The 19,110-nt window shown below is 58.8% G+C and carries 14 protein-coding genes and 7 pseudogenes; 10 read left to right on the plus strand and 11 right to left on the minus strand.

Features of this window, described 5'->3' with window-relative positions; translation table 11 throughout:
* The 3 genes and pseudogenes from AC1DN0_RS36660 to AC1DN0_RS36670 all read left to right on the plus strand — a co-directional run.
* Nucleotides 1–196, plus strand: a pseudogene (locus AC1DN0_RS36660) (hypothetical protein); the annotation flags it as partial.
* 66 nt (nucleotides 197–262) lie between these two features.
* A pseudogene (locus AC1DN0_RS36665) lies at nucleotides 263–550 on the plus strand (transposase); the annotation flags it as partial.
* A gap of 48 nt (nucleotides 551–598) precedes the next feature.
* Nucleotides 599–1,987 (plus strand): MATE family efflux transporter, encoded by a 1,389-nt coding sequence (locus tag AC1DN0_RS36670; RefSeq protein ID WP_477146430.1) that lies wholly within the window; start codon nucleotides 599–601, stop codon nucleotides 1,985–1,987.
* Between the two features lie 122 nt (nucleotides 1,988–2,109).
* Here AC1DN0_RS36670 and AC1DN0_RS36675 read toward each other — a convergent pair.
* Nucleotides 2,110–2,300: pseudogene (locus AC1DN0_RS36675) on the minus strand (SDR family NAD(P)-dependent oxidoreductase); the annotation flags it as partial.
* Nucleotides 2,301–2,733: 433 nt separating this feature from the next.
* On the opposite strand from AC1DN0_RS36675, the gene AC1DN0_RS36680 reads away from it, so the two are divergent.
* Both AC1DN0_RS36680 and AC1DN0_RS36685 read left to right on the plus strand, forming a co-directional pair.
* On the plus strand, nucleotides 2,734–4,179 hold the full coding sequence (locus AC1DN0_RS36680) for a catalase (RefSeq protein WP_477104398.1): 1,446 nt from the start codon (nucleotides 2,734–2,736) through the stop codon (nucleotides 4,177–4,179).
* Nucleotides 4,180–4,336: 157 nt separating this feature from the next.
* Complete coding sequence (locus AC1DN0_RS36685; RefSeq protein ID WP_477104399.1) at nucleotides 4,337–4,804, plus strand: ankyrin repeat domain-containing protein; 468 nt, start codon at nucleotides 4,337–4,339, stop codon at nucleotides 4,802–4,804.
* 22 nt (nucleotides 4,805–4,826) lie between these two features.
* Here AC1DN0_RS36685 and AC1DN0_RS36690 read toward each other — a convergent pair.
* Nucleotides 4,827–5,059 (minus strand): annotated as a pseudogene (locus tag AC1DN0_RS36690) (3-oxoacyl-ACP reductase); the annotation flags it as partial.
* Between AC1DN0_RS36690 and AC1DN0_RS36695 the strand changes: the two are divergent.
* From AC1DN0_RS36695 to AC1DN0_RS36715, 5 genes and pseudogenes are all read left to right on the plus strand, one after another.
* Nucleotides 5,055–5,252 (plus strand): annotated as a pseudogene (locus AC1DN0_RS36695) (LysR family transcriptional regulator); the annotation flags it as partial. The pseudogenes AC1DN0_RS36690 and AC1DN0_RS36695 sit on opposite strands and share 5 nt — an antisense overlap.
* 1,053 nt (nucleotides 5,253–6,305) lie before the next feature.
* Nucleotides 6,306–8,399, plus strand: a complete 2,094-nt coding sequence (locus tag AC1DN0_RS36700) for an acetate--CoA ligase family protein (protein WP_477104400.1) — start codon at nucleotides 6,306–6,308, stop codon at nucleotides 8,397–8,399.
* A 38-nt stretch (nucleotides 8,400–8,437) separates the two neighbouring features.
* Nucleotides 8,438–9,154 (plus strand): SDR family oxidoreductase, encoded by a 717-nt coding sequence (locus tag AC1DN0_RS36705; RefSeq protein ID WP_477104401.1) that lies wholly within the window; start codon nucleotides 8,438–8,440, stop codon nucleotides 9,152–9,154.
* A gap of 80 nt (nucleotides 9,155–9,234) precedes the next feature.
* Entirely contained in the window at nucleotides 9,235–10,242 is a 1,008-nt protein-coding gene (locus AC1DN0_RS36710) for a Bug family tripartite tricarboxylate transporter substrate binding protein (RefSeq protein WP_477104402.1), read from the plus strand.
* A 402-nt stretch (nucleotides 10,243–10,644) separates the two neighbouring features.
* Nucleotides 10,645–11,679, plus strand: a complete 1,035-nt coding sequence (locus AC1DN0_RS36715) for a porin (protein ID WP_477104403.1) — start codon at nucleotides 10,645–10,647, stop codon at nucleotides 11,677–11,679.
* A gap of 42 nt (nucleotides 11,680–11,721) precedes the next feature.
* Here AC1DN0_RS36715 and AC1DN0_RS36720 read toward each other — a convergent pair whose 3' ends face one another.
* From AC1DN0_RS36720 to AC1DN0_RS36760, 9 genes and pseudogenes are all read right to left on the minus strand, one after another.
* Nucleotides 11,722–13,068: an ISL3 family transposase gene (locus tag AC1DN0_RS36720; RefSeq protein ID WP_477104404.1), complete on the minus strand. Its 1,347-nt coding sequence runs from the start codon at nucleotides 13,066–13,068 to the stop codon at nucleotides 11,722–11,724.
* 542 nt (nucleotides 13,069–13,610) lie between these two features.
* A pseudogene (locus tag AC1DN0_RS36725) lies at nucleotides 13,611–13,712 on the minus strand (transposase domain-containing protein); the annotation flags it as partial.
* A 71-nt stretch (nucleotides 13,713–13,783) separates the two neighbouring features.
* Nucleotides 13,784–13,975, minus strand: a complete 192-nt coding sequence (locus AC1DN0_RS36730; protein ID WP_477104405.1) for a hypothetical protein — start codon at nucleotides 13,973–13,975, stop codon at nucleotides 13,784–13,786.
* Between the two features lie 370 nt (nucleotides 13,976–14,345).
* A complete protein-coding gene (locus AC1DN0_RS36735; protein ID WP_459568956.1) occupies nucleotides 14,346–14,705 on the minus strand; it encodes a hypothetical protein in 360 nt (119 codons plus the stop codon).
* Between the two features lie 292 nt (nucleotides 14,706–14,997).
* Nucleotides 14,998–15,534: pseudogene (locus AC1DN0_RS36740) on the minus strand (NAD(P)H-dependent flavin oxidoreductase); the annotation flags it as partial.
* Nucleotides 15,535–15,564: 30 nt separating this feature from the next.
* Nucleotides 15,565–16,389, minus strand: coding sequence for an enoyl-CoA hydratase/isomerase family protein (locus AC1DN0_RS36745; protein WP_459568958.1), 825 nt, complete (start codon nucleotides 16,387–16,389; stop codon nucleotides 15,565–15,567).
* Between the two features lie 22 nt (nucleotides 16,390–16,411).
* On the minus strand, nucleotides 16,412–17,233 hold the full coding sequence (locus AC1DN0_RS36750; RefSeq protein WP_459568959.1) for a crotonase/enoyl-CoA hydratase family protein: 822 nt from the start codon (nucleotides 17,231–17,233) through the stop codon (nucleotides 16,412–16,414).
* 224 nt (nucleotides 17,234–17,457) lie between these two features.
* Nucleotides 17,458–17,829: a Zn-ribbon domain-containing OB-fold protein gene (locus AC1DN0_RS36755; RefSeq protein WP_477104407.1), complete on the minus strand. Its 372-nt coding sequence runs from the start codon at nucleotides 17,827–17,829 to the stop codon at nucleotides 17,458–17,460.
* Nucleotides 17,826–18,962 (minus strand): thiolase family protein, encoded by a 1,137-nt coding sequence (locus AC1DN0_RS36760; protein WP_459568961.1) that lies wholly within the window; start codon nucleotides 18,960–18,962, stop codon nucleotides 17,826–17,828. The genes AC1DN0_RS36755 and AC1DN0_RS36760 overlap by 4 nt, the downstream gene beginning before the upstream one ends.
* Nucleotides 18,963–19,110: the final 148 nt, after the last annotated feature.

A 19,110-nucleotide genomic window follows, 5' to 3' on the forward strand; every position in this document is an offset into this window, starting at 1 on the left:
GCCATGCCCTTGGACGCGTTTATCGGCCATGCCCTTGGACGCGTTTATCGAAGAAACCATGCGCGGCCTCGCGACCGAAGAGCATGAGGTGTTTGTCGAGTCCATTCGCGCCATGCGCGATAACCCGGGACTCGGCGAGCATCAGCTGGTTCACGACTTCAACCAACACATCGCCGATAACCCCATCCCGGTTTAACGAGAAGCCTGGCGCCCCGGCCCGGAGTGCCAGTGACCACGCGCAGGAGAAGATCTGTGTCACACAATCGAAGGCCTGCGCGCGCAAGCGGTCCCGGACAAGGGCTACGACGCCAACGCTTTCGTGCAGTCGATTCGAACCGCAGGAAGCAAGGCCGTCATTCCGCCACGCTCGAACCGGATCAGCAAGCGACGCTATAGCCGCGCCCTGTATCGCACTCGCAATCTGGTCGAACGCTTTTTCAACCGCATAAAGCATTTTCGCCGTGTCTCCACTCGGTATGACAAGCGAGCTGACAGCTATCTCGTCTTTGCATCGCTTGCTTGTGCCTTCGGACCATTGGTTAAATTGTGAACAGACCCTAGAGAGTGTCCCGCCTCGTAAGGCGAAAGGCTTAACAAGATGACTACCTCTGGATCGGCGCCGCTGCGCGCCTCCAATCCACGCCTACGGTCGATGCTGGAGGCACCGATTGTTCCAACGGTTCTTCGCATGAGCGTGCCAAACATGCTCATGATGTTGGCCCAAGCGTCAACTGGGCTGATTGAGACATGGTTTCTTGCGAAACTTGGCACGGATGTACTGGCAGGTGTCGCTGTTGTCATACCAGTACTAATGCTAATGGGCAACATGTCGCAGGGGGCCATGGGCGGTGGGATATCAGCAGCCGTGGCTCGGGCTCTTGGGGCCGGAAACCAGACCTTGATAAATCAGATTCCGCGGCACGCCCTAGCCATCAACGTTCTTATTGGCGTAGCATTTGCCGCCATGCTTTTGACGTTCCAGAGGTCACTATTCTCGCTTATCGGCGCAAAGGGGGCGGCGTTGGATGCGGCTTGTACTTATGGTCGTGTGCTGTTCGCAGGACTGCCGCTGATGTGGGCGATGAACGCACTCGCCAGTGTTATTCGGGGGACGGGGAATATGTCATTCCCTGGGATGGTGATCTGTGGAGGAGCAGTCGCTCTAGTGCCAKTGTCTCCTTGCCTCATATTTGGTTGGGGTCCGATTCCCCAATTAGGAGTAGCGGGCGGAGCGTGGGCTTTGGTGCTTTATTACGCAGCGGGCACCGCGATATTGGGGTGGTTCTGCCTCTCGGGGCGTTGTGCCGCTCAGCTAGTGGGAGGCGCAGTGCATTGGTTACCGATACGTAGCATTTTGGTCGTTGGCGCATTGGCATGCATAAATCCGGTACTTACAAATGCATTGATTGCGATTACGACGGCCCAGGTTGGTGGGCACGGTGGCACTGCAGCTCTAGCAGGCTACGCAACGGGTGCGAGGCTAGAGTATCTGCTGATCCCAATAGCTTTCGGCTTTGGAGCGCCTATGGTTGCGCTTGTGGGAGCCAACATTGGCGCAGGTCAGATCGACCGCGCGCGGCGTATCGCACTTATCGGTGGATTTATTGCCTTTTCATTAGCCGAACTAATTGGCCTAGTTGCAGCCTTTCGGCCTTCCGCATGGTTGYGGCTCTTTGGAGGAGATGAACATTTGCTGGAAGCGGGCGTCGCCTATCTTCAGATGGTAGGTCCGTTCTACGGCTGCTTTGCCCTGGGCTTTTCCCTTTACTTTGCATCTCAGGGCGCCGGTCGACTCAAATGGCCACTCGTGGCCGGAGCGCTACGCCTCACCCTGTTCGCCGGTGTTGGCGGCTTTGCGTTGTCTCAAGGCGCAAGCTTGCAACAGTATTTTTCCTTTGGTGCTCTCGCAATGCTCGTTTACGGTACCTTCATACTGTGGGCAGTCGCAAAAGGAAATTGGGGTATGGGGGGCGTTAGAGACCGATAGTCGCCCCTATTGCAAGGGGGTCGACAGACTGTCGCCCCTATTGCAAGGGGGTCGACAGACGAAAGTGTCGTACGTTTTAAACAAGCATGTAATTCGATCGTCGCTAGTCAGGCGGGCTTCAACGCGCCGCAGACATTTACGGCGATACCGTACTTGTTCGAGAGCTTCTCTGTTTGTGCCAAAAGACGTACCTCGTTACGCGCGACAAGAATCAAGTCACAACCGCGGCTGCTAAATGGTCAGCATAGACTGCGCCGATACCCGAAGATCCGCCGGTCACAAGCGCGGTTCCGATTGTAAAGACATTTCCTATCCATTTTTTTGTGAAAATTGCGTGCCAGATAGGCTCGAAGAGAGAGCGATAGTCTCTTTCGCTCCCCAATGTGCGACGTATTGATGCAGTTTCTGAGCATGGTTGGCGCCTCAAAAGCGCGCTCGAGACGGTCGGTACTTACCTCCTGCGCCTTTGCGCGAAATTGACAAAAATGGCATGTTCGCGAGGCTCTGGGAGCCACGTTGTAGGTTGCATCCAATCGATTCATTCGTGTCAAGAAAAGATGACGTGAGTCTCATTATCCAAGGCAATTAATTCACTATTCAGAGAACTGATACGAACCGTCAAGTTGCACCTGCGATACTTCAACATCTTCCCCCGGCGTATCGCGCCATTGGTGGCAGCCTGTTGGGAAAACCCAAAAACGTCCAGGCAAGGCCCGCGAGGCCTGCCGTCTGCATCAAGGAATCCAATGAAAAAGCTCACGACCGCTTTCGGCGCGCCCGTCGTCGACAACAACAACATCCAGACTGCCGGCCCGCGCGGTCCGGCCCTGCTGCAGGATGTCTGGTTCCTGGAAAAGCTTGCCCACTTCGACCGCGAAGTCATTCCCGAACGCCGCATGCACGCCAAGGGCTCGGGCGCCTATGGCACGTTCACCGTCACGCATGACATCACCAAGTACACGCGTGTCAACCTGTTCTCGGAAGTCGGCAAGAAAACCGACCTGTTCCTGCGTTTCTCGTCGGTGGCCGGCGAACGCGGCGCAGCCGATGCCGAACGCGATATTCGCGGCTTCGCCATCAAGTTCTATACCGAGGAAGGCAACTGGGACCTGGTGGGCAACAACACGCCGGTCTTCTTCCTGCGCGATCCGCTCAAGTTCCCCGACCTGAACCACGCCGTGAAGCGCGACCCGCGCACGGGCATGCGCAGCGCCGAGACCAACTGGGACTTCTGGACCAGCCTGCCCGAGGCCTTCCACCAGGTCACCATCGTCATGAGCGATCGCGGCATTCCGCGGAGCTGGCGTCATATGCACGGCTTCGGCAGCCACACCTACAGCTTCATCAGCAAGGACATGCAACGCCACTGGGTGAAGTTCCACTTTGTGACCCAGCAGGGCATCCAGAACCTGTCCGACGCCGAGGCGGCCGAGGTTACCGGACAGGACCGCGAGTACCACCAGCGCGACCTGTACGAAGCCATCGAGCGCGGCGAGTTCCCGCGCTGGAAGCTGTTCGTGCAGATCATGCCCGAGGCCGACGCCGGCAAGTATCGCTACAACCCGTTCGACCTGACCAAGGTCTGGTCGAAGAAGGACTACCCGTTGATCGAAGTGGGCGTGATGGAACTGAACCGCAATCCGGAAAACCATTTCGCCGAGGTGGAGCAGGCCGCGTTCGCGCCGTCGACGATCGTGCCGGGCGTCGGTTTCTCGCCGGACAAGATGCTGCAAGGCCGCCTGTTTTCGTATGGCGACGCCGAGCGCTATCGCCTGGGCGTGAACCACCACCTGATTCCGGTGAACTCGCCGAAGGCCGCGAAGTACGTCAACAGCTATCACCGCGACGGCCGCGGCCGCACCGACGGCAACGCGGGCGGCACCATCGGCTACGAGCCGAACACCCGTGGCGAGTGGGCCGAGCAGCCGGACTTCCGTGAGCCTCCGCTGTCAGTCGAAGGCGCCGCCGACCACTGGAACCACCGTGTCGACGACGATTACTTCTCGCAGGCAGGCGACCTGTTCCGCCTGATGTCGCCGGCCCAGCAGCAGACGCTGTTCGACAACACGGCCCGTGCGATCAAGGGCGTGTCGAAGCCCGTGCAGCAGCGCCATATCGACCACTGCACGCAGGCCGATCCGGCCTACGGCGCTGGTGTTGCGGCAGCCATCGAGAAGATCGAAGCCAAATAAGTCTTTGGTTGCCTCTCCCGCTTGCGGGAGAGGCCGGGGCGGAGGGCGGGTGCACCCCGCCCTCCCTGCGAGAACCACGAAAGCCAGGAAAGCAAGACGAGAACACAAGACGGACCAGACCCAGACATCCACCATGACCGCCGATGAAGAAGCCCGCATGATCGCCGCGCTGGGCCAGGTTTTCGACCTGGCGCGCAATGGCGACGCGGCCGCGCTGGCGGCGCTGATCAAACGCGGTATGCGGCCGAACCTGCGCAACGAGAAAGGCGACAGCCTGGTGATGCTGGCCGCCTATCACGGCCATGCCGACGCGCTGCGCATGATGCTGGCAGCCGGCGCGTCACCCGACACGCGCAATTCGATGGGGCAGACGCCGATTGCCGGGGCTGCCTACAAAGGCTACCGGGACGTAATCGAAATCCTGCTGGAACACGGCGCGGACGTCGAGGGCGCTTCGCCCGACGGCCGCACTGCGCTAATGGTCGCAGCGATGTTCCAGCGCGCGGAAATCGTCGAATTGCTCAAGGAGCACGGCGCCGACCCGGAAGCGCGCGACGAGCGCGGCATGACGGCGGCCGACGCCGCCACATTCATGGCTGGCCACACGGGCCGGCCGGCGCACTGATACTTCGGTCGTTGGCCGCTGGTCAGCCGCGACCGACGAACGAGCATCTTCGTCGCCATCACGGTCATGAACTGCACGTTGGCGTCGCGCGGCAGGTTGGCCATGTGCAGCAACGAACTGGCGATGTGGGACACGTCCATCAACGGCCCCGGACGAACCTGGCCATTGGCCTGCGGCACCCATGCGCGCCATGCGGTTGGCCATGTCGGTGCCCGCATTGGCCGCACGCAAATCATAGGGACGACCATCGATTGCCCGGCGCTGGGCAATCGATGGTCGTGGCATCGCCTACAAGGCGTTGATAGGTGTTTGTGCCGATATTGAGCAAGCTCGCTTGGAGCTGCTTCTACCAGAGCAGCCGGGCGAATCGGGGCCGCTGAACCTCGTGTGCGCGCACCGTAAACAGTTTTCACCTGCAGTGCGGTACCTCCGTACAGCGCTGCGTTGAGCGGTTGAATCCGCAGTGTGGATGAAGGCGTTCAGCATCGAGATCATGGAATCTGCGTGAGTCGGCTGATCGCCAATTTGGCAATACCTGAATGATTTTTGCTAATTGTGTGAATGCTAGGACCTTGACGTCCGCCTCGAGATCCAGCTTATGGCGCCAACGTTTCGAGGGTTCTTCGAGAAAACCGACTAACGCCGGCACCCCGGGGCCAATGCCTAATCAGATCCCAAATTGACTGGACCGTGCTTGTTGGGACGTGGTCACACATGAACGGCGTGCGCCGAGCAGAACACATTAACCGTCTGCATCGGGAGGGACATGTTGAAGCGGTTGCGTTGGCGATTGAGTGTGATGACTAATCAGGTCGGACCGTGACTTGCTAAACCTGTATATGACAAAGAGCTTCGAGCTCTTACGGGAAATCAGGTGCGAGTCAGCGAATTTCATCGGGGCCCGCAGCCTATCAGGGCTGCAACCAGGCCGAATACAAAGCCGCAACCCAACCTAGTCAGGTCAGAGCGCACAAAAGCCTCGCAAACGGGAGGCGTTCATATAGAGGCATATCAGCTCTTTGTCGGTGAGTTCGAGACATTCACTCGCCCGTATCGCACGCTCACGCTGCTGCTCCAGAATGAGGCCTCCGGGTCCAGCGTACCGAACATTCGCGTGCCAACAATGAGCCTCGAGTGCGAGCCTAAGCAGATCTGGCTTGAATATCGGGGAGGCAGGGCACCCACGCGATCGCTGCACAGGGTTGGCGAAGAACAGTTCAGAGAGGCACAAATCGCAACAAGGAAGAGCTTGACATTTTCCTACTGTACAGTAGACTAACAAACTCATTGGTACGAGTTCTGCGTAAGACAAGCCTCGCTCGATCAGACTTCGTGTAGTCTGATTTGCCCCAAGAGGGGTTTCGCATGACGGCTCATGGCGATGTCTCKCTGCGCATCGGTGAGCGCGTCCGCGCTTCGTTTCGATCTTTCGGGGCGCGGGAGCTTCCCTATTTTGTGGCCGCCGACTCTGCCGAAGGCAAATAACTCGAGGAGACTTCCCATGACGACTTCGCTTCAGGCCGCGTTGGCGCCACGTTCCATTGCGATCGTGGGTGCTTCACAGAATCCGGACAAGATCGGTGGTCGACCGGTTGACTACCTGCAGCGCTTTGGCTTCAAAGGGCGCATCTACCCTATCAATCCCACCCGCTCAAGCGTCCAGGGCTTGAAGGCGTGGCCCTCGATCGAGGAACTGCCGGAGGCTCCGGATCTCGCAATCATCGCGGTACCGCGGAACGAGGCGATTGAAGCGGTGCAGAAGTGCGCCCGCATCGGAACAGGGATCGGAATCGTCATGAGTTCTGGCTTTGGCGAGGGTCACTCCGTTGAGGGAAAGACTGCCGAGCGCTCGATGGTCGACACCGCTCGCGCGGCGGGCATGCGGCTGATCGGGCCGAATTGTCAGGGGCTTGCAAACTTCAGCAATGGGGCTCTAGCCACATTTTCGACGATGATCAAAGAGTGTCCGCCCGCTGACGGACACATAGCGATCCTCAGCCAGAGTGGGACGCTGGGGATGGCGCCGTACGGGCTGCTTCGGCGCCGGGGGCTGGGCATCCGGCACGCCCACGCAACAGGCAACGACGCGGATGTCACGATCGCCGAGTTGGCGACGGCGGTCGCCGAGGATGAGCAGGTCCGACTGATGCTCCTGTATCTCGAGGGCATGCCCGACCCGCACCAGCTTCAAAAGCTCGGACGAATCGCTCAGGAGCGTCGTCTGCCCGTGCTCGCGCTGAAGTCCGGGCGTACGGCCGCCGGTAAAGCCGCCGCGCTATCGCACACCGGTGCGCTAGCAAGCGAAGACCGTGTGGTCGACAGTTTCTTTGAGCAACATGGCGTCTGGCGTGCGCACACAATGGAGCAACTGGTCGATGCCGCTGAGATGTACCTGAAGCGCTGGAAGGTGGGTGGCCGGAGCATCGTGACGGTGAGCAATTCTGGAGCGGCAGGGGTGCTTGCTGCGGACGCAGCCAGCATGCATGGGATGCAGATGGCCAGCTTCGACCCTTCAACTCGACAGTCCCTCGCGGCCATTCTTCCAACCTTCGCGAACGTTACCAATCCGGTCGATATCACGGGTGCTCTGCTCACGGATAGCAGCCTCTTCAGCAAGGCTCTCGACGTCATCGCGCGGGATCCAAATGCTGACGCATTTCTCGTTGCATTTCCGGTCGCCGGAGCAGGCTACGACGTCGAAGGCTACGCGGATGCGGCGGCGCGTTTGGAAGCCAGCACCGGAAAGCCGGTTGTGGCAGCCACGCCGCAACCGGACGTGGCGGCCTTGTTCCGTGAACGCGACGTACCGGTTTTCTCCTCGGAAAGCAGTGCGGTATCGGCGCTCGACCGATTCACGCGCCACCACGAGCGTTTGGAGTTAGCGCGCCATCGACGTGCTGGTGCGTACCTCGATCCCGTCCCCGTCATGACTGAGCGCCGTGAGCCCCTGATGGCGAACGAGGCACAGAGTCTTGCGCGCATCGCGGAGATGGGGGTACCGGTTGTATGGCACCGACTGTGCATGACCGTGCAGGAGGCTTTGGCGGCGTTCGCCGAAGCGGGGGACGCGGTTGTCGTCAAAGGTTGTTCCAGCAAGGTCGCTCACAAGAGCGAGCTGGGTTTGGTGCGATTGGGGTTGCGTTCGCAGACGGAAATCGCGGAAGCCTTCGGCAAGCTGCAACAGACACTCGCCGATCTTGGTCTGCCCTTTGAAGGCGTCATCGTTGCCGCGATGCGAAAAGGTGGGCGCGAGATGATGATCGGTGCTCACAGGGACCCGGTTTTCGGTCCGGTTGTCGTTATCGGAGATGGTGGCAAGTACGTCGAAGTCATGCCGGACAACCAACTTCTATTGGTTCCGTTTGGACGAGCCGAGGTTATCGAGCGACTACAGCGTCTTCGTATCGCTCCCCTGTTGGGTGGAGTGAGAGACGAACCCGCTCTTGATGTCGAGGCCTACGTTGACGCAGTGATGTCGGTTGGACGACTGATCGCGGGATCCACCGACGTTCAGAGCGTCGATATCAATCCGATCCTGGTCGGTGCGGTCGGTGACGGCTGTCGCGCGGTCGATGCCGTAGTGCTGCACAACTGAGTCCAGCGTAGTCCGCAAGCAGCGAAGAAGGAGCTGTGATGAAGAAGGGTTTGGTCACTCGCGACCGGGTACTGATCACCGGTGGGGGGGCAGGTATTGGCGCGGCGATCACGGCTGCGTGCCAGGCGCAGGGTTACGAGACGATCGTTCTGGATCGCGCCGGCGGATTGATCGATGTGGATCTCGCGGATGATGATGCGACCGCCGAGGCGTTGAAGCTAGCGCTGGAGGGCGGTCCGATCACTCGGCTGGTCAACAACGTCGGGGTCGTACGTCCTGCATCAATCGCAGACCAAACCTTGGTAGATTTGGACCTCGCAGTCGCACTCAACCTTCGCTGCGCCCTTCAATGCATGCAGGCAGTTCTACCTGGTATGCGGGAAGCCGGATTCGGGAGGGTGGTCAACATTTCTTCCCGTGCCGCGTTGGGCAAGGAGATGCGCAGCGCGTACGCGGCCACAAAGGCCGGCCTCATTGGGATGACCCGGGTTTGGGCCCTTGAGCTGGGGCAGCACGGCATCACAGTCAACGCTATCGGCCCCGGTCCGATTCGAACTGCGCTGTTCGAGGCCGCGAATCCGCCCGGAGCTCCCCGAACGCAGGCGATCGTCGATGCGATACCGGTTCGCCGGATGGGAGAGCCGGAAGACGTCTCTCAGGCTGCCTCGTTCTTTCTTGATGGGCGCAACGGCTTTGTCACCGGACAGACGCTCTACGTGTGCGGAGGAATGACGGTCGGAGTTCCGCCCGCCTAGCTGGATAGTGGATCCGAGCCGGCGTTGACTCGCAGGACTGGGCGACAAACGGCGCTACCGATTGAACCAGGAGACAAGACATGAAACGTTCGACTTCCAGCATTCCGGCCGCGACGCGTCGGCGCCTGATACTGGGCGGAACCGCCGCCGCGCTGGGCGCRGGACTCGGTGTCGTGCGAGCTGCTGACACATTGCCTTCAAGACCCATTCGCTGGATCGTGCCATACGCTGCGGGCGGGCCCTCCGATGTGTTCACTCGGCCGATTGCTGCCGTCGTCTCGGAGATTCTTCGGCAACCCGTGATCGTCGAGAACCTTGGCGGCTCCGGAGGCAATATCGGCTGCGCTCGAATCGCGCGAGCAGCTGCTGATGGCTACACGATCGGACTAATCAGCACCGGCACTCATACGATCAATCCACACATCTACCCGAAGCTATCGTTCGACCCACTATCGGACTTCACGCCGCTGACTTTGGCGTGCCGGTATGCCAATCAGTTGATCGTCAATTCACAGAGCGGGATACGAACGGTTTCCGATCTTGTCGCCCGGGCGAAGGTGCAGACCGTCTCCTATGGTTCGGCTGGCATTGGCGCATCCAATCACCTCTCGGGTGAAATCCTGAGCCGAGTCGCGGGTGTGCCGCTGGTGCACGTCCCGTTCCGCGGCAACGGACTGGCGCTGGCCGCGTTGATGGCAGGTGACATCACCTTCATGTTCGACATGCCCACGAACTCACAGCCGGCCGTGACTGCGGGGCGCGTACGTCAGCTGGCGGTCACGACTGCCAAGCGGTGGTCCTTCTTGCCCACGATACCGACGATGGCCGAGGCGGGCTTTGGCGGATTCAACGAGGTGGGAGCCGACCTGTGGTTCGCCGTGGCGGCGCCTCCCAGGCTGCCCGAGGACATTCGTTCGCGTCTGTATGCCGCGCTGACCGAAGCGTTGCGCTCGCCGCGCGTCAGCAAGACGGCCAACGAGCAGCAGTTCGAAATCTGGACAAGTACACCCGAAGACCTTGTTCGGGAGATCCACACCGGCCTAGATCGCTGGGGACGGATCGCACGAACAGCGGGTGTGAAAGCGTGACCCCATACCTGAAGCGTTCGATTCGCAATGCCGGGCTAGATCCCGATAACCTCCCGGCTTCCGGGGGGCGCGCGATGAGCTTCGTTAGCGGCGAGAGCAAGCCCAAGGCTTGGAAAGACATCTGGGGCGCCGGACAGGGTATCGGCGCTGTTCGAGAGGCCGGCGCGGCTGCGTCTCTCATCGCGTGCCTCGCGCTTGAATACCAAGTGGCGCGATCCCGCCTCGGTCTCGGTGACTTGGCTTCAGGGCAACCTGCCTCGGCATTGCAACCGCTTCAAAAAAGACATTACGACAGACTTTCCCTCTGAATAATTGGTGCCGCTTTCAACCGTCCGGCCACGTTAAGTGGCTTAGGAAATGGGAGACGTGCGCCTTCTCGAAATACCGCAAAGGATTGGAGGCATGATGAATAAACCTGCCGTGCTGGCGCGCGTTGCGTCCGGCTGTGTCGGTGTATCGCTGTTTTTAGCATCGTGTGCGGCGAATTGTGTTGAACTCTACGGAATCGTAGATGCATATGTCGGTTCAACGAAGCCTAGCGGTGCCGCCAAGAGCACGATTGGAGTCGAGAGCGGGGGTATGACAACTTCGTTCTGGGGATTGACAGGCACGGAGGACCTGGGCGACGGACTGATGGCAAATTTTCGGCTGGAAGGCTACTTTCTGACGGATACCGGAGCGAGTGGTCGCAGTCCCACGGACACCATGTTGTCACGCAATGCCTATGTTGGCCTGGAGAAAGCCAACATTGGTGAGGTCAGGCTCGGTCGGCTCAGGAACCCTTTCTTCCTCGCCACAACTCAGTTCGACCCCTACGGATCATCAACCAAGTTCTCTCCATTACAGAATCCGCTCTGGGTGCAGACCTTCGGACGCTACGTTGCGGGTGATTCGGGTTGGAACAATGCCGTTGGATACTACACGCCGGATTTTGGTGGATTGTCGGGGCGCTTTCTATATTCGCTTGGTGAGGCGGCCGGCACAAATTCAACCAACAATTTTGGCGCCATGCTCTACGTCGACCGAGGAAAGTTTACGGCAACCGCAGCATTTCAACGTGTAAAAACCGGTCCGGGCTTGCCTATTGGGAGCTGGGCACAAGACGCCTTTACACTCGGCACAGCATACGACTTCGGGGTTGTCAAGGGATTCCTCGAGTATGTGGGTACGCGGACAAGCGGCGGTACCAAACGAAGCACGGATTCGTTTCAGATTGGTGCGACCTACCCAATCTTTAACGGAAAGATCATGGCATCGGTTGTGCAGACCAATATTCGCCCCGAAGGTCAGGCGGATTTCAAGCGTCGGGACTATGCGATCGGCTACTTGTATCCACTATCGAAGCGGAGCGATCTCTATGCGAACGTCCTTTACGACAAGCTTAGCAACAGTGGTGGGGGGATAAGCACGGGTTTTGGAATGAGGCATAAGTTCTAACGCTGTAGCAATATGCGAGGCGGCCAGTAAATAATTGAGGCTCTATGCCGATTTGAGTGGAACTTGACGGCCGGCGCGATAGCGTTTAATCCCTTGATCACGCGACGCGGCGGGACACAAGGGGTTTTGCGGCAAATGTTTTAGCCTGGACATACGGAGGTAGGCGATGGCCACGAAGTTCTTCACGGTTCGAAATCCGCGCGCGGCCCGCTTGGTTTGTTGGAGCATGCCATTCATCGCCTCGACATAGGCATTGCTGCGGCCGTCGAGCATGCCGCGCACGACGCCAGGCAGGCGCTCCTTGAGGGTCGTGGCCAGCCGCTTGAACGGCTCAAGCCGACAACGCTTCGCCCATGAGATCCAGCCCTTGAGCATCTCCTTGGCTTTCTGCGGACAGTTACTCTTCACGGCCACGCTGTAGGTCGTACGCAACCCCTCCTTCAGGCGCCAGGCGCGTGCGCTCTTCAGGTTCGAGCGCTGCAACCGGTGCATCGTATTGATTTGATCCTTGTTCCAGTCAGCGTGATCCCGACGCATGCCCCACATCAAGCCTTTGATCGTCTTGCGCTGCGTCCCCAGCGCAGCCCGCACGACGTCCGGCTGTTCTCGCATCTCTTCACGCCGCACCTCGTCCATCGCCTCGTTGGCCAGGGCGATCACGTGGAACCGGTCGAAGCTGATCTGCGCGTGCGGCAAGGCTTCGGTGACGCCCTTGATATAAGCTGCCCCCATATCCATGCAGGCGTGCCTGATCTCGTCAGGATTGCCGCCGTGCGTGACCAGGTCGGCCTTGAATTCGGTGACGGTCTTGTGGTCGCTGCCCTCGGCCATGAACAGCAGGCGTTTCGCTTCCAGGTCATGTACCACCGTGACGTAATCATGGCCGCGTCTGATACTGGTCTCGTCGATGCCGATAACCTTGACCCCGTCCATCGTTTCCCTGGCGCGCGCCGTCCCGACATAGTGTTCGATCCGGCGCCATAGCCGCCTGGCGTTCACTCGCAACAGGGAGGCCGCCTGCGCGACCGGCAGGGATTGGCATAGCGACAGGCCCAGCGCCTCGAACAGCAGGGTGAAGCCGCTGCCCGGCCGCGCCCACGGAACATCCACCGCAGTGGTCTTGCCGCAGGTACTGCAATCGACCCGCGGCACGTCGGCGTGCAGCCACGCCTCGTGCTGGAAAAAATCGAGATGACGCCAGTCACGTCTGACCCGATCATGGATGCCTTGTCCGCTCACCCCACAGGCTGGACACGGCAACTTCTTCGCGTCGCAGGACACTTCGAAATCGATCCGGCGTCTGCTTGTATCGAGGTCAACTTTGGATACCATCCACGGAGCTTGCAGACCCAACGCGGAAGTAAACAGGGCTTCAACGGCGACACTCACAGACGATTCCTCGATTCAGATAAGGGCGATTACTGCCTACCACCACTTCTTCACAACGAGTTGAACATCGGTTCACGAAGAATCTGATGGGAAACAGCGGAGGCCATTATGGTACTTGATGTCAAGTTCCACTCAAAACGTCCTTGGGCCATAATTGATGCGGTGGTTGCTCCGCTTTGTTCACATTCAACTATATATAGCATTGTACTAATTGGTTGTATTTCTTGATTTATCGCTGTTGCGGTCTAGAAAAGTATATTAATAATAAAACTAAATCTGAATTTACATGCTTTTTTTGCCTATCAGACGCGCCCACAAAGAGTAGTCTTCTGAAATGGCGCCATTCAGCGACTTGCTCAAGAAGTTGATGACCTTCATGCGAGCCGCATCCTCGTGCTTTGCACGGCTTCGCAACGGGATCTTGCAGAACGCGCGCGGAACCTGCTTGGAACGCTTTTCGCCCGGGATTTTTGATGATGCAGTGTAAGCGTCTCGCCGTCCCACGTTGCCGGTTGAGAGCGGTTGTGAGAGAGCAGACGCGCTCAGCGTGCGGGACGCCAGTTGTGGGGAAGCAGCTCGTCGATGCGGCTGTTCAGGTGGGTGGGCAGGCGGGTCAACACATCGGTGATGTAGGCCCATGGATCGTGGTTGCGTAGCATGTCGTAGGCATCGCGAAGCTCATTCTCGAAATAAGTGGTGGTGGGAAGTACCATGATCAATGCGTAGCAGAAGAGGATTGAGCCGACGACGTGATTGCGTGTGTCTCAAATATGCGAGCGAAGTCCGGATACCAGAACGGACTCTCGGTGTTGAAGAAGGTGTACGAACGGCCTTGAATCGCCAGCGCATTCCCAAGATCCGACATTTCCTTTTTACCGACGAACGTAGCGCCGATCACGTCTGCCATTTCGGGCCGATTCAGGCGTACTGACACGAATTTGCAAAGCAGAAAACACGCTGCCTGGCCCGTTATCTTGCTCCGCAAGCGCCGCTAGTTCGGTCCCTGAGACGGCTTCCAGGCCCATCACGAGCTTACCGCTCAACTGCCGCGTGGCTGCATCGGATGCCATTCGCATCGCACTTTCCAAGAAGGTATGTCGCTTCATGCTCTGGATTGCAATGACAGAGAGACCGCGTCCCCGCGCAGGTTCAGTGAAGTGGCGCACGTTTCGAGTCCGAGTGAGCCACTCAAGCGCTTCGCGTTGTACTGCCCGTGCATTGACGCGATGGCAGCAGCATATGATGCAGGGAAATCGCGAACTTCGATTTGTGTGCCGTCAGCCCGCACACCCGACTTTCCACTGATCGTCGTCGAAGCGGCGGCCTTTGTCGTTCGACACTGACTTGCATTCGACCTCCAACCCGGAAGGGCCCAGACCCTCAACAAACAAATCAAATGACGGTGCATCGCCGACACGATTGTCACCCAGGGTCAGCTCATTGTAAATCTCGGACGCCTTGATCCGCGCGGCCGCCAGGCAAACCAAGAGCCCATCCCACGGCAGATTGCTTAGGAAACGCAGAGCGCAAGCGCAGACACGCTGTACTTTGCGCAGCGACAAATCAAATAACTGCACGCATGAGACCAGGTTGATAGTGAGATAGCCGACATTGCCGGAAATGCCGTGGCGCTCCAACGTGGCCTGGGCAAATCGCGCCGCTTCAGATTCGGGACCCGCCTGAGCTTAATAGACGCTTGCCGACGATCGGGGAGGCCGCGTGTCCCAAAACGTCCGCAAGCTGCAGTCTCACTAGCGGCTTGAAGATAAATGGGATCCATGAGAGGATCCCATTTACGCCTTGGGCGAGAGAACGTGTTGCCGCGGCAAAGCACACAGACACGGACGCACACGCTGCGCGCGTCCATTCGGTGGCAACTAAGCCTGGTTTGCCAAGCCGAGGCGATGTCGTGCAGCGTGATATTCCTCACGCCAAGGGGCCGTCAAACCACTCTCGAATCTCCTGAATCAGTGCAATCGGACTCTTCACGCCCGCATGGCCACCCGCGCCGGCCGCCACGGCAATTACCCCGTCAGCACCCTTCTCGATGGCTTTACGTGCAAACGTGTTGTTGATGACATCGTGGAACACGATGCCACCGTACGCGTGGATTGCCTCGTTGACCTCTGGGCGAGCGCCGAGCGATGTAATCACAAGAGGCACCTTGTGCCTGATCACAACCTCCAGGTCCTGCTCCAGCCGGGCGTTTGTTTTGTGCGTGATCAGATTGACTGCGAACGGCGCCGCTGGAGTTGCAGCTTGACTATCGTAGGCGGCAAGGCGCTCGCGGATCTCGCTGATCCATTCATCGAGCTGAGACTGCGGCCGCGCGTTCAGAGCGGGCACAGATCCAACAATCCCTGCTTTACATTGCTCTACTACAAGCGTTGGATTGCTGACGATAAACATGGGCGAGCCAATGATCGGCAGCGCCAGATTGTCAAAGATGGCAGGCAGTGTGCGCATTTATGAAACTCCAAGTGGGTGAGGCAGCGATTACGCCGATCGTTTGATTGGCTCAAACGCCAACGGCTGTTTCGCGCGGAAGCGTGAGACGGCGTCGTGGTGCTCGTTCGTGCTCATGGCGATGGCTTGGGCCATTGATTCGAGTTCAGCCAGAGTGCGCGGATCAGTCTCGAACGAACGATTCAGAATCGCTTTCGTCAAGCCAAACGCAGGTAAGGAGGCTTGTGCGAGGCGACTCGCAAGATCTACCGCGCGCTTAAGAAGTTCTTCCGCGGGAACGATCTCATAAACGATTCCCAGATGTCGGGCTTCGTCGGCCTCAACAGTGCGGGCGCTGAAGACCAGCTCCTTAGCACGCTGGAGACCGATCATGCGGGGAAGCAAATACAGGCCGCTGAGGTCTGGTATTAGGCCAATCCTTGCAAACACTTGCGAGAACCGGGCCGTCGGCGTCGCGAGGATGAAGTCCGCGACAAGGCACAGATTGAAGCCACCGCCAAAAGCAGGACCATCGACGGCAGCGACAACCGGAATCTCAAGAGCAGCGAGCTTCGAGCACCAATTGTTCAGCTCGGCGACTCGCCTACGTGACTGTGGACCAGTACGCTCTTCGCCCATCGACTGCAGATCACCGCCAGCGCAGAAGCTCCCTCCGGCACCAGTGAGCACGACAGCTCGCACCGAGCAAGCCGTACGCAGATATTCCGCGACACTCGCCAAATCCTCGCGCATACGCATATCAAGAGCGTTGCGCGCCTGGGGCCGATTCAGCGTGACGATGGCGATGCCGTCACCGACTACCTCGAAGACGATGGCTTCGTACGATGATGGGGAAAAAGGAAGTGAGTCTGTCATAGCCGTCTCGATGGAAAGTCACTCAATGACCCGTGAACACGGGAGGGCGACGCTCAATAAATGACTGTCGCCCCTCTGCAGCATCCTCGCTCGAGGACAATCGCTTCTGCACATCCAGTATTTCTGCCACGGCCGCCAGCGGCCCTTCCTCGATCGATTTTCGTACGTTCAACCGAGTGGCGACAACCGCAAGCGGCGCTTGCTGCGCGATGCGCCGGGCAAGCGCCAGCCCTTCAGCAAACTGCTCCCCCGCAGGCACAACCTTCTGCACAAAGTTGAAACGAAGGGCGTCAACACTATTGAACTCAGTCCCTGTAAGGAGAAGATAGAGAGCATTACCCGATCCGCATCGCTGTGCCATGCGCATCGTGGCGCCACCTGCGGCCATGATTCCGCGGCCCACCTCCATTTGGGTGAAGCGGCAATTATCGGCGGCGACGACCATATCTGCTGCGAGCATCAGCTCTACTCCCACGGTAAAGCAGATGCCTTGGACGGACGCAACAACGGGCTTGGTCCGACGCCGGTAGCCAGGCAAGCCGAGGTCGTGCGCTTCCACGAGATTCTGATCACGCGGTACCGGCCGTTCCCCTCGCTTCTGGTACTCGGCGAGCGCGGGAAGATCCATGCCCCCGGTGAAGTGCTCGCCGACAGCATAGAGTAGACCGACTCGGAGGTCGGGATCGTCGTCGAGCCGCGTGTAGGCTTCGGCCAGCTGCCTAAGCATCACGGGTGTGATGCCATTGCGCTTCGAGGGACGGTTAATCCCGATCAGCAGAATGCCATCGACTACTTCGGTGTCGATACAGCCTTCGGCGGGCGGAGTGGTATTGCTTGGTGTCATAGGGTGTCTCCTCGATGACAGTGAGAATAGGTAAAGGCTAAACAGGCGGCCTGCGAAAGAGTGTCATTCGGCAGTAGGGCCTTGTGAAGGTACTTCAGACGACGAAATGGCGCTTAGGACCATAGACTACTCAGCACGGGGCGATGCTTTGAGTTGCGTGGAATCGCCGAGTCTTGCCGGTCGGCGAATCGATTCTGTCGAGCCAAAGCGCCAATCAATCCTCTTCAGTCTCGTGCATTCGGTGCAATGAAATAGGGTGTAAGCCTTCCGCCGAACTGGCGAAAGGTCACTCGTGCCATGTCTCCAACTTGCAGCGAAGAGTCTCCGTGCGCCATCATTCGGAATCCCTCCTCCGCGTCGAGCAGCATGATCGCGTAAGGGCCCAACTCGGCGAGCTCTGGCGACGGTGCCCTCGTCACGGTCGTGGCGGCATACACTCTCGCATGACCACTTGCTTGCAGCCGGCTCGGTCGCTTGTCGCCGCAATTTGGACAAAAGGAGCGTTCGAAATACCAGGTGTGTCGGCAGCTTTCACAAAGCTGATATGCGATGCCGGGCTCGCCAGTAGACCAATCGGCAATAGCTACGGTGCTCAATGGACTCTCTCCAGGAATGCCGTGACATGCGACGACAGAACACCGCCGTCGCAGTGTATGAGCGCGAGCGAGGCGTCGCGGACCTGGCGATTAGCAGCGCGCTCAGTCATTTGCTGATGTGCTTCGACCAGATGCGCGATCGCTCCGCCGACGCCGCAATGGCCGTAGCTCAGGAGTCCTCCATGCGTGTTAAGGGGCAAGTTGCCATTGATATCGAAATCCCCATTGCGGGCGCGCTCGGCGGAGCCACCACGAGGCGCCAAGCCGAGTTCCTCGAGCAATATGGCTAGCGTGATGGTGAAGCTGTCGTAGATTGCCGCGTATCGGGCATCGGCGGCGAGAACGCCTGTGCGCGCGCTTGCTTGTTCAAGCGATGCAGCAGCGCCGAACATTGTCAGATCATGGGCGGCAGTGACATGCTGGTGGGTATGGGCTTGGCCGCAACCCAATACGCGAACGCCGAACGCAGAGGTACGTTCGCGACTAACGACAAATGCTGCAGCGCCGTCTGAGACAGGACAACAATCCAACAGCTTCAGGGGAGACGCGATGCTGCGCGAGTTCAGCACGTCATCAATGGCGATTGGCTCTCGGCGATGAGCACCGGTATGCAATTTGGCATTGCGGCGCATCGCGACAGCTAGCTCAGCTAGGTCTTCCTCCCGTAACCCAAATCGATGCATGTATCGAGAGGCAACGAGGGCATAGTAGGCAGGAATAGTTGCGCCGAATGGTAATTCGTAACGCGGATGTCCAACCTGTGCCAGATTGCGTAGCGCCTCATCTGGGCTTTGGCCACTAAGCCTGTTCTCTCCTGCGACCACAAGCACATGGTTGCACAATCCGCCATTTACAAGCTCGTGGGCGAGCATCAGCATTGCGAGACCGGTGGCACCACCCACTTGCATACCGTGCGCGTAGCTCGGCGATAGGCCAAAATGCTCCGCGAACACGGTGCTCAGCATGAGATGGGGCATAGTGGTGGAGTAGCCACAAAGCAATCCATCCACCTGCGATCTAACAAGCTGRGCATCAATCAGCGCAAGTTCTGCAGCGTCCGCCATCAGCGCAAGCGTGTCCTGCCCTGACAGCCGGCCAAATGAGGTCAATCCGACACCTGTGATCCAACTCACTGGCACACCTCGGCAATTGCGGTAGAATCAGAGATCATACTGGTAGGTAGATATATGAACCGTCGTCGGATGGATCGCGCCATGACGCCGAGTCGATGACGTCGTTCGTCAAAATCTGGTACTGCACGGTTCTATAGTCTACTATCCA

Source organism: Cupriavidus sp. 05N39, from assembly GCF_056397325.1.